Genomic DNA, 3434 nt, shown 5'->3' on the forward strand with positions numbered 1-3434 from the left:
CCGCCACTGCGGCGTTTATCACCATCCTGCGACATTTCGATCCGTACGCTGCGGCCATTGTATTCTGCTTTTTTAAATACTTGTACAAACTTCTCAACCACATCATTCTCCACTTCAAAGAAAGAGTATACCCCTTTCAGGTCTATACGGCCTATCTTATTGCCCCTTACGCCGCTGGTATCGCACAGGTAACGTAACATATCCCCACGGGTAAAATCATCTACTGAACCCAGGTTAATGAACAGGCGTGTGAACTTACCGGTGCCACGGAAGCTCATGCCGGAAGAGGAAGGTCCGCTGCTTTCGCCATAGGTTCTCCTTTCTTCCTTCACGTTCAGGTCCGGCGCATCCTGGTAGTATTCCAGGAACTCGTTAAACTCCAGGGAAGCAAAGCGCTTGATCAGCTCTTCCTTGCTCATGTTGGTGAATTCTTCGTATATGCGCTCCAGGTAGGGCTCTATCTGCTCTTCGTTCACCGTTACATTGTGCACTTTATGCACTAATGCAAACAGCTGCTTTTCACAAACGGCAAAACCATCCGGCACTTCAGCCTTAATGAACTTCTTGCCTATCACCCTTTCTATCTGGCGTATCTTACCAATATCACGGCTACTGATAATAGCAATTGATATGCCTGATTTACCGGCGCGCGCGGTACGGCCGCTGCGGTGCGTGTAGTTCTCCACATCATCCGGCAGCTCGTAGTTAATTACGTGCGTAACGTTGTCCACATCAATACCACGGGCAGCCACATCGGTTGCTACCAGCATCTGGATGGATCTTTCGCGGAAACGTTTCATTACCTTATCCCGCTGCTGCTGGGTCAGATCGCCGTGCAGGGCATCGGCATTATAACCATCGCGGATCAGGGATTCGGCTATTTCCTGTGATTCTATTTTAGTACGGGTAAAGATGATGCCGAATATTTCAGGATTATAATCCACAATGCGTTTCAGCGCTGCGTATTTTTCGCGCGGGCGCACCACATAATATTCGTGCTCAATATTCGCGTTACCGCTGTTCTTGTTACCTACCGTCAGCTCAAAGGGGTTGGTCATATATTGCTGTGCAATACGGCGAACCTCCTGCGGCATGGTGGCGGAAAACAGCCAGGTAGTTTTAGTTTCCGGTGTTTTGGAAAGAATGTTGTTGATGTCTTCCTGGAAACCCATGTTCAGCATTTCATCTGCTTCATCCAGTACGGCATAACGTACATTCTCGAAGTTAACCGCACCGCGGTCTATAATATCCAGCAGGCGGCCGGGGGTAGCTACCACCACATGCGCACCTCTTTTCAGCTCACGCAGCTGCTGTACAATGCTGGCGCCACCGTAAACGGCTACTACGCTCAGATCACCCAGGTGTTTGCTGAAGTTCTTCAGATCGTTGGTTATTTGCAGGCACAGCTCCCGGGTAGGACATAAGATCAGTCCCTGTGGTTGCCGGCGTTTAATATCCAGTTGTTGTAATAAGGGCAGGCCAAATGCTGCCGTTTTTCCGGTCCCTGTTTGCGCCAGTCCTACAAAGTCCCGGTCGCCGGTCAATAATACAGGAATGGCTTTTTCCTGTATGGGAGTAGGTGCAATAAATCCCAGGTCCTGGATTCCTTTTAAAATGGGCTCCTGTAAGCCCAGTGACTCAAATGTTATCATTGATTTGCTTTAACAAGCTCCGTCCGGAGCTATTATTTAATACGCAGCTATCTGCCGAACGCTACACGCTGAACGCATAACGCTTCCTGCATGTACTGCAAGTAATATTGATTCCTTAATTGCTAACTTCCGGTATCCGGCATCCGCTGCTTTAAGCGGGATGCCTTTTGTATTTTGCTTCCGGCAGGATGCCTGTGGCGTTTAAACAGCCTGCCTGTTGCATTGGCATTCAGCTTTTTGCTTTTCGCTTTCAGCTTTCTGCTTACATTTCCACTAATTCCCCTTCCAGGTCGTAGTCAAATGCTTTGGTGATCTTTACGTGCACAAAATCGCCCGGTTTCAGGCGCTTGCTGGTGTTGATGATCACTTCATTATCCACTTCCACGGAATCAAATTCGGTACGCGCCAGGTAGCGGCCGGATTCTTTCTTGTCCACTATTACTTTAAATATCTGGCCTATTTTTTCCTGGTTCTTTTCGTAAGAGATCTCCTGCTGCAGCTCCATAATCTCCCGGGCCCTCCGCTCCTTCTCTTCTGCGGGGATATTGTCCTCCAGGTCATAGGCGCTGGTGCCTTCTTCATGGCTGTAGGTAAAAATACCTACGCGGTCAAAACGCATATCTTCCAGGAAACGCTTCATTTCTTCCACGTCTTCCAGGGTCTCGCCCGGGAAGCCGGTAATGAGGGTGGTACGCAGGCAAATACCCGGCACCTTTTCACGGATAGCTGCTACCAGGTCCTGCATTTCAGTACGTGTGATCTGCCTTTTCATAGCTTTCAGCATGTTATCTGCTGCGTGCTGCAAAGGCATATCCAGGTAGTTGCAAATGTTGGGAAACTCGTTCATCACGTCCAGCACATCCATCGGGAATTTGTGCGGGTAAGCGTAATGCAGCCGTATCCATTCCAGTCCCGGTACCGCGGCCAGCGCCCTTAACAGGTCGGCCAGGCGGCGTTGTTTATACAGATCTAAACCGTAATACGTTAATTCCTGCGCTATCAGCATCACCTCTTTTACACCAGCGCGCACCAGCTTTTCAGCTTCTGCTACAATGGCTTCAATAGGTTTGGATACATGGGCGCCTCTCATAAGAGGTATTGCGCAAAAAGAGCAGGTGCGGTTACAGCCTTCTGCTATTTTCAGGTAAGCGTAATGTGAGGGGGTGCTCAACAGGCGCTCACCCAGCAGCTCCGCTTTATAATCGGCGTCAAATTTCTTCAGGATCAGTGGCAGCTCCATGGTGCCGAACCAGGCATCTACCCCGGGGATCTCCGTTTCCAGGTCGCCGCGGTAGCGTTCACTCAAACAGCCGGTTACATATACTTTATCCAGCCGGCCCTTTTGCTTCAGCTCTACCTGTTCCAGTATAGTGTTGATGGATTCTTCCTTGGCTTTGTCAATAAAACCACAGGTGTTCACTACTACAATGTTATGGTCTTTTTTGGCGTTCTCGTGCACTACGTCAATTGCATTGGCCTGCAACTGCCCGCTAAGCACTTCAGAATCAACCATGTTCTTTGAACACCCTAATGTAATAATATTAACCTTGTCTTTCTTTAATGTTCTATTCTTCATTATGTTCTAGTCTTCATTGCCGGTTTAGTACCGCCACGAAGACATTCAGACACGAACAAATAAAAACAGCAGACTTACTGTGTGTGACCTTGCCTTAGTGGGGGTGGTGTGTTGGAAGTTGCAAAGGTAATAAAAAGAAAGGACATTTTATACCCTTTGGTTATTTTATGTGTGCCACACCTCAGAGGTGTGGCACACGTATTAAC

Annotated in this window: 2 protein-coding genes; both read right to left on the reverse strand. The window is 48.5% G+C overall.

Features of this window, described 5'->3' with window-relative positions; translation table 11 throughout:
* Positions 1–1652, reverse strand: a 1652-nt coding sequence (locus VIM87_RS29570) for a DEAD/DEAH box helicase (RefSeq protein WP_332000462.1), incomplete at its 3' end; no start/stop codon positions are given.
* Between the two features lie 262 nt (positions 1653–1914).
* Complete coding sequence (gene rimO / locus VIM87_RS29575; RefSeq protein WP_332000463.1) at positions 1915–3228, reverse strand: 30S ribosomal protein S12 methylthiotransferase RimO; 1314 nt, start codon at positions 3226–3228, stop codon at positions 1915–1917.
* Positions 3229–3434 lie beyond the last annotated feature (206 nt).

Origin of the sequence: Chitinophaga sp., assembly GCF_036569125.1 — a bacterium.
Classification (GTDB): Bacteria; Bacteroidota; Bacteroidia; order Chitinophagales; family Chitinophagaceae; genus Chitinophaga.